The organism is Streptomyces sp. TSRI0107, assembly GCF_001905845.1.
GTDB lineage: Bacteria > Actinomycetota > Actinomycetes > Streptomycetales > Streptomycetaceae > Streptomyces.
This window is the reverse complement of sequence record NZ_LIVZ01000012.1, coordinates 340,350-346,933: the sequence shown is the minus strand read 5'-3', so window position 1 is coordinate 346,933 and position 6,584 is coordinate 340,350. Positions and strand designations below refer to the sequence as shown.

Below are 6,584 nucleotides of genomic sequence, written 5' to 3'. Positions count from 1 at the left end.
TCAGGGAGCGGCGTCTGGTGCCGTGCATCGCAAGGCGGAGGAGGGAGCCGATGCGGTGGGGGTCCCCCCTGCTCGAGCGGAGCCGAGAGCTTGGGGGAATCGGCGAGTGACGACAACGCGGCGAGGCGCGGTGCCAGACGCCGCGAGCCCGGCCTGATCGGCGAGACACCCCCTAGGGCAGGCGCTGGTGGGGCCGCGCGGTGACTGCCCGATGGTGGTCGAGGAGGTACGGGTCGGTGAGACGTGCGTCGTCGACGCGGTCGTGTACGTCGGTGAGGAGCCAGTCCAGCAGTTCCGCGCCGGCGTCGTACTCGCCGTAGAACCCCATGGTCAGGTCGGTGATCTCGAACTCGCACAGCACGTCGTCGAGGAGGTCGGCGAGGTGGGCGTCGGCCGCCGGGGTGCGGGTGGCGGTCCAGGTGCTCAGCCACGGGCGCAGGCTCGCGTTGGCGACGGTGAGGAGACCGAGGGTCTTCCGGATGCGGACGGGGGTGGGGTGGGTGTGCAGCGTGCTCTGCCACCAGGTCTGCCAGACGTCGCGCAGGGCTTCGGCCAGCGGGGCGTCCCAGGTGGTCCAGCCCGCCCGGACCAGCCGGGAGGCGATGAGGTCCTCGTCGACGTGGAGCGTGCCGGTGACGACGGAGCGGACGACGAGCGGGGCGAGACGGCGGTACAGGCGCGGGAAGTCGTCCCAGTGGTCGGGCGTCTCCGCGGCGACGGCGGCGAGCAGGTCGTCCGATATCCCGCTCAGCGGGCCGGAGAGTGCGGCGAGGTCCTGCTCGCCGTAGCAGTACGCGCACCCGGTGACGGTGAACGGCGCTTCGGATGCGAAGGCGTCGTCCAGCGCGTCGAGCGCGGTCTGGAGCTGACGCTGGGGACCGGACATGGCGACCTGCCAGGCGGACTCCGTCCGGACGACCGGCGAAGATCACAGGCTATCAGGCGGTGCCCCGGCGCGCCGACCGTCAGCGCCTGCGCCCCCGTGCCGCCCAGCCGCTGCCGATGCCCGCGACGTGCAGGGCCAGCAGGGCGAAGCCGATCAGCATGACGTTGGTCGAGGTGAAGACGTCGTTGGTGGAGATGTCCGCCGCGTTGATGAGGAACGCGATGAAGAGCAGGACCGCCGCGATGATGGCCAGCACGGTGTGCCTCCTTGGGAGTCGAACGGATCGGCCGTGGGGACCGTGTCATGCGTATGCCCCCGGCCGCGTCCTGAACACCGGTCAGGCGGTTCGCCCGGTCGGCCGCGTGCCTCGGCAGTGCCCCGGCCTGCCTCGGCAGCGCCTCGGCAGCGGAAAATCCCTGCCGTGGTGGCCGGAAAGGGCGCAGACTCGTCCCATGGCTGACATGGGGGCGTTCCAGGAGGCGGTCACCACGTGGGCGGCCGGTGGCTCCGGCGACCCGGCGCACGAGCTGGCCGCGCGGCTGTCCGTACGGACGGTCGTCCTGCTCGAAGGGCCCAGCGACGTAGCGGCGGTCGACGCGCTGGCCGCCGGCCGCGGCCGGGACCTGGCGGCGGAAGGCGTCTGCGTCCTGCCGATCGGCGGCGCGATGAGCGTCGGGCGCTTCACCCAGCTCCTCGGGCCACCCGGTCTGGGTCTCCGCCTCACGGGCCTTTGCGACGAGGCGGAGCGCCGCTACTACGCGCGCGCCCTGGAGCGGGCCGGTGCGGCCCGGCAGGAGTTCTTCGTCTGCGCGGCGGACCTGGAGGACGAGCTGATCCGCGCGTTGGGCGTGGCACGGGTGGAGGAACTAGTCCGCGCGGAGGGCGACCTGCGCGCCCTGCGGACCTTCCTGCGGCAGCCGGCGCAGCAGGGCCGCACCGCACAGCAGCAGTTGCGGCGCTTCTTCGGCACGAAGAAGGGACGCAAGATCCACTACGGCCGCGTCCTCGTCGAGGCGCTCGCCCCCGACCGCGTACCCGCCCCGCTCGACGGCCTGCTCGCCGGCCTCTGACACCTCCGGGCATGCGGGACCGCCGGATGCCGGGGCGCCGGTCGTGGGTGATCCTGAAGGGGTGAGGGGTCTCCGACTCGCGTGGAACCCGGCCGCCTACGCCGCCTCGTTCCGTCGGGCGGTACGCGTGGCCCTCGCCGCCACGGCCGGTTTCTTCTTCTTCCGGTACGGACTCGACCGCCCCGTCGCGGCCACGTACGCGCTGTTCGGCGCGGTGGCGCTCGGCGGGCTTGCCCGGATACCCGGCACCGGGCGGCAGCGGGCCGCGATCGTGCTGCGCGTGCTGCCGGTGTGCTGGCTGCTGGTGGTCGTCGGCACCTACCTGTCGGTGCGCACCTGGAGCGCCGTACTGGGCATGCTGGTGGTCGGCTTCGCGCTGGCCTTCGCCGCCGTGGGCGGCCCGCGTCCGGCGGGGACGGCGCCGGGGCTGCAGCTGCTGTACATCCTGCCGTCCTTCCCGCCGTACGATCCGGGCTCGCTCGGCGACCGGCTGATCGGGACGACCGCCGGGCTGGCGCTGCTCGCCGCGGCCGAGGCGCTGCTCTTCGCCGAGCCCGTCCCGGCGACCTACCGCGAACGGACCTCCGACGCCCTGCGGACCGCCGCGCGTTGCGCGCGCCTGCTGTCCCAGCCGCCGTACACGCTGACCGACGCGGACAGGGCAGCGGCCGCGGAGGCGGGCCAGGCGCTGCGGTCCTTGAACGTGCCCGAGGCGGAACGGCCCGCGGGGCCGGGTGTGCACGATCGCGCCCTCGCGCACACCGGTCTCGCCACCCGCACCCTCCTGAGCCGCCTCGCCCAGCTGCCTCCGCCGCCGCGCGAGCCGGCCCCCGAGGTGATCGCGGTACTGCGGGCGGTGGCGGAGCTGGCCACGGCGACCGGGGCCTGTCTGCGGTCGGGGCCGTCGCCTGTGGCGCCGTACGAGGAGCTGGACGCGGCCGGCGCGCGCCTGTCGGCGTTGTCGGAGGGCGTGAGCCCATCCGGCTCCTCCGCCGCCGCCCGGTTCCCGCCCGCGGTGCTGCGGGAGCACGCCGCCGTGCTGGAGGTCGCCGATGCCTCGCTGGCGATGGGCGCGGCGGCCGATCGGGCCGTGCGGGGCCGGCATGCCGTGGTCCAGGCGCCCCGGGGCCTCTTCTGGTACGCCACGGTCCGGGCGCCCGCCCTGTGGTGGCACCGGCTGCGCGGCCATGCCGGACGCCGGTCGGTGCTGTTCCAGAACGCGGTGCGCATCGCCCTGGCGTTGACGGCGGCCCGGCTCGTGGCCGGATTGGACACGCTGCCTCACGGGTTCTGGGCGATGCTGGCGACGCTCACGCTCACCCGGACGACCATGGACGACACCTGGCACACGATCCGTCTGGCGCTCGCGGGAACGCTGGCCGGGGCGCTGGTGGCGGGTGGAGTCCTGACGGTGGCGGGCACCGACACCGCCGTCTACGCCGTGCTGCTGCCCGTGTGGATGCTGTTCGTCTTCACGGTGGGACCGGTGCGGGGTGTCGGCTGGGCGCAGGGCCTCTTCACCGTGCTCGTGGCGCTGGTCTTCGCCCAGCTGGCGCCGTCGACGTGGCGGCTGGCCGAGGTGCGGATGCTGGACGTGCTGGTCGGCAGCGCGATCGGCGCCGTCTTCGGCGTGCTGGCGTGGCCGCGCGGCGCCCATGACGAGCTGCGCCACGCGGCCGCGGCACTTCTGCGCCGGGCCGCGGAGATTGCGGTGGCCACCACCGCGTCGCTGGCGGGCGGCGGCGCGGTGGCCGCGCCGTCGGGTGCGCCCGCTCACCGGTCGCTGCATCACGCGGTCATCCTCGCGGAGTCCGCGTACGCGCAGTTCCAGAGCGAGCCGTCGCGCTTCGGCGGCACGGGCCGCCCGGCGACGCTGCCCAAGGTGGACTGGCAGGCGACCCTGATCGCCGGCCACCACACGCTGTGGGGCTCCGAACGCCTCCTGGAGCCGCCGCGCGTCGAGCTGGCTCCGGGGGCGGCGGAGTCGGTCGGCACGCTGGGGGAACGCCTCGCGGGCCGGATGCTGCTGGTCTCGGCGGCGCTGGATCCCGGTGGTGACACCCCGACCGCGCCGGTGCCACTGGTCGATCCCGCGTTCACGAAGGCCGCCGCCGGGCCACCGGGCACGCCTCGGCTGTACTACGCGGCCGTGGCGTGGCTGGAGTCGCTGGCGAACGACCTGACGCGCATCGCCGGCGGCGGTCCGCCGGCCGGTGCCGGCGAAGGCGCGACTGCCGGGCGGACCGTCACGTCGTCAGCAGGGAGTCGTCCTCAGGGCGGGCACCGGGAAGCTGGTGGCGGGCGGCGATGAGAGCGGCGTCGATGTCTCGCGTTCCGGTCGCCACGCACAGCGTGTAGGCGACGTCGTCCATCCGCTGGCGCACCTCGGTGCTGCCCTCCTCGGCGTGCAGGATGCGCAGCGTGTCGTACTGCTCGATCAGGTTCTTCAGTACAGCGGGGTGTGCCATGAGCATCGAGAAGCCTCCCTTGTCACCGTTGTGCACGTGGGCCGTACGACGACCCATGTGCCCCGGCTCCCGGCCGGCATTCCCCCCGACGGCGGTACCGTGAGCGCGACCTTCCCAGCCAACCGACGGAGGTACGGGTTCCGTGCGCATGGCCAAGCCGGTCCGGGCCGAGCTCGACCGCTACGCGTGGGGGCGGCTGCGATGCGGATGCGGTGAAGGCGCGGAGCACGTGCCCGATCTGTTCCGGCGGGTGCTGGAGGCGGAGACCTACGCGGAGATGGCCGACGCGGACCTGGACGGCCACCTCATCGACCGGGGAGGGCTCTTCGAGGCGGCGGTGCCCGCCGTCGGTGTCATCCTCGCCGCGCTGACGGAACCCCTGTCGGACCACGCCCGGGCGTATCTCGTGACGCTGCTGTGGCACCTCGTGGCCGGGGACCCACACCCCTCCGAGGAGGCGTACGGCCGTGCGCACCTGGACGGCGAGTGCCGGATGCGTGCCCGGGAAGGCCTCGCCCTGATCCTGCGTGAGGCCGTCTCCGGCGAACGCGAGACGGCGATCGACATCCTGGAACTGATCGACGTGGACGGCGAGCGGGTCGAGCACTACCGCCGGTTCGCGGCGAAGAGGCGCGCGGCTCGGTGACGCCTCACGCACGTCGTTTCGTTTTCCGGACCACCGGGGCCGCATGTCTTCGTTCCAGGGGCTGCTGCGCACGTGGGGCGGGGGCAGAAGCCCGGTGACCAGTGGCCGACTAAGCAAGGACCGGGCCCAGCATGCGCCAGCCAGAGGACCCCGTGCGCAGGATGATCGATCTGCAGGAGGAAGTCGAACAGCTGAGGCATGCCGTCGTCTCCCACGCCGTGGTCGACCAGGCCATCGGCGTGGTGATCGCCTACGGGGGACTGAGCCCCGACTCGGCGTGGGACGTGCTCAAGACGGTGTCGCAGCACACGAACACCAAGCTGCGGGAGGTGGCGGAGCACATCGTGCAGTGGCCCCGCTGCCAGTGGCTGCCGCCTGAGATCCGCCACGCGTTGAACACCGCGCTGGAGAGCCGTCAGGGACCTGGGGAGGGTGCCGTCGTCGGTTGATCGCGGCCCGTGCCGTGGCTCAGCCGCGCAGGGTGTCGGACGGGCTGGTCCCGTAGGCCTCGCGGTAGAGCGCGGCGAACCGGCCGGGATGGGCGAAGCCCCAGCGCGCGGCGATGTCCCCGACGGTGGTCCCGCCCAGCGGGTGGGCGGCGCGCAGTTCCCGGTGGACCTGCGCGAGGCGGACCCGGCGCAGGTAGGCGAGCGGCGTGGTGTCGAGGTGACGTCGGAAGGCGTACTGCAGGGCGCGGATCGTGACGTGGGCGGCGGCCGCGATGTCGGCGACCGTGAGGGGCTGGTCGGCGTGGTCCTCGATGTACGCGACGGCCCGTCTGAGGGTGGCCGGGTGGGCGTCCGTGCGGTCCTGCGCGGTCGGGTCCGTGTGCGCGGTGTTCGGGAAGGCGGCCAGGACGCTCGCGGCGAGCAGCTGGCCGCTGGCCGAGGCGATCAGCGGCTGACCCGCGGCGTCCGGGTCGCCGAGGACGTGGTCGCGCAGGTAGGTGATGGTCTGCTTCAGGTGCCGGGCCGCGGCCGGCGAGTGCGGACGGTGCCCCGTCAGCCGTACCGGCTCCCGGAGCGGCTTCGGCCCGGTCGCGGCGACCTGGTCCAGCAGGCCGGGGTCCAGCATCGTGATGTTGTAGCGGGCGGAGCAGATCCGGCCGGCGTACGGCAGGTCCGGCGGTGCGAAGAGGACCATGTCGCCGGGGCCGAAGGAATCCCGCACGCCCTGGAACACGTGGTCCTGGACGGTCCCCTCATGGACCAGGCACAGGCATATCCTCCCCAGGGGCTCCACCGCGTAGCTCATGTCGAAGCCCAGGTCCAGCTCGTCGACGCTGACCGAGGGCATGGTGTCGCGGCGCATGCGTGCCGTGTTCCCCTCCGGGCTGCCGCTGCCGATGGTCATGCGGGCGTAGGCCCGGCAGAGGAATTCCTCGGTCTCCTCCAGGTCATCGCTGTCGAACACCAGCGAACTCATCACGGCACCGTCCCGGCGATCGTCTGCAAGTACTGGTGACCGTACCCCGAGCAGCGGTTTCCACTTCCGGGCGGCAGCCCTGCGAACCC

The 6,584-nt window shown here is 73.4% G+C and carries 8 protein-coding genes; 4 read left to right on the top strand and 4 right to left on the bottom strand.

All coding sequences use genetic code 11. From position 1 onward, the window contains the following. Positions 1 to 172: 172 nt before the first annotated feature. The gene (locus tag AMK31_RS30705) at positions 173 to 886 is read right to left on the bottom strand and encodes a hypothetical protein (RefSeq protein WP_073943942.1); all 714 of its coding nucleotides are present in this window, start codon (positions 884 to 886) and stop codon (positions 173 to 175) included. 79 nt (positions 887 to 965) lie between these two features. Beyond that, positions 966 to 1,142, bottom strand: a complete 177-nt coding sequence (locus AMK31_RS40120) for a hypothetical protein (RefSeq protein ID WP_107468769.1) — start codon at positions 1,140 to 1,142, stop codon at positions 966 to 968. A gap of 196 nt (positions 1,143 to 1,338) precedes the next feature. On the opposite strand from AMK31_RS40120, the gene AMK31_RS30700 reads away from it, so the two are divergent. Beyond that, positions 1,339 to 1,956, top strand: a complete 618-nt coding sequence (locus AMK31_RS30700) for a TOPRIM nucleotidyl transferase/hydrolase domain-containing protein (RefSeq protein WP_073943941.1) — start codon at positions 1,339 to 1,341, stop codon at positions 1,954 to 1,956. A gap of 61 nt (positions 1,957 to 2,017) precedes the next feature. Then, positions 2,018 to 4,267 carry an FUSC family protein gene (locus tag AMK31_RS30695; protein WP_198948598.1) on the top strand — a complete coding sequence of 750 codons (2,250 nt, stop codon included), beginning with the start codon at positions 2,018 to 2,020 and terminating at the stop codon, positions 4,265 to 4,267. Here the strand turns inward: AMK31_RS30695 and AMK31_RS30690 are convergent. After that, positions 4,203 to 4,430, bottom strand: coding sequence for a DUF5133 domain-containing protein (locus tag AMK31_RS30690; RefSeq protein ID WP_073943978.1), 228 nt, complete (start codon positions 4,428 to 4,430; stop codon positions 4,203 to 4,205). The two genes, AMK31_RS30695 and AMK31_RS30690, sit on opposite strands and share 65 nt — an antisense overlap. Before the next feature lie 142 nt (positions 4,431 to 4,572). On the opposite strand from AMK31_RS30690, the gene AMK31_RS40115 reads away from it, so the two are divergent. Next, a complete protein-coding gene (locus AMK31_RS40115; protein ID WP_073943940.1) occupies positions 4,573 to 5,070 on the top strand; it encodes a hypothetical protein in 498 nt (165 codons plus the stop codon). Between the two features lie 131 nt (positions 5,071 to 5,201). Beyond that, positions 5,202 to 5,519 carry an ANTAR domain-containing protein gene (locus tag AMK31_RS30680; RefSeq protein WP_073943939.1) on the top strand — a complete coding sequence of 106 codons (318 nt, stop codon included), beginning with the start codon at positions 5,202 to 5,204 and terminating at the stop codon, positions 5,517 to 5,519. 19 nt (positions 5,520 to 5,538) lie between these two features. On the opposite strand, the gene AMK31_RS30675 is transcribed toward AMK31_RS30680, so the two are convergent. Then, entirely contained in the window at positions 5,539 to 6,495 is a 957-nt protein-coding gene (locus AMK31_RS30675) for a helix-turn-helix transcriptional regulator (RefSeq protein ID WP_073943938.1), read from the bottom strand. Positions 6,496 to 6,584: the final 89 nt, after the last annotated feature.

Coding starts and splice junctions, on each gene's coding strand:
- AMK31_RS30705 (WP_073943942.1), bottom strand. CDS start 886: ATGTCCGGTCCCCAGCGTCAGCTCCAGACCGCGCTCGACGCGCTGGAC.
- AMK31_RS30675 (WP_073943938.1), bottom strand. CDS start 6,495: ATGAGTTCGCTGGTGTTCGACAGCGATGACCTGGAGGAGACCGAGGAA.
- AMK31_RS30700 (WP_073943941.1), top strand. CDS start 1,339: ATGGCTGACATGGGGGCGTTCCAGGAGGCGGTCACCACGTGGGCGGCC.
- AMK31_RS40115 (WP_073943940.1), top strand. CDS start 4,573: ATGGCCAAGCCGGTCCGGGCCGAGCTCGACCGCTACGCGTGGGGGCGG.
- AMK31_RS30690 (WP_073943978.1), bottom strand. CDS start 4,430: ATGCTCATGGCACACCCCGCTGTACTGAAGAACCTGATCGAGCAGTAC.
- AMK31_RS30680 (WP_073943939.1), top strand. CDS start 5,202: ATGCGCCAGCCAGAGGACCCCGTGCGCAGGATGATCGATCTGCAGGAG.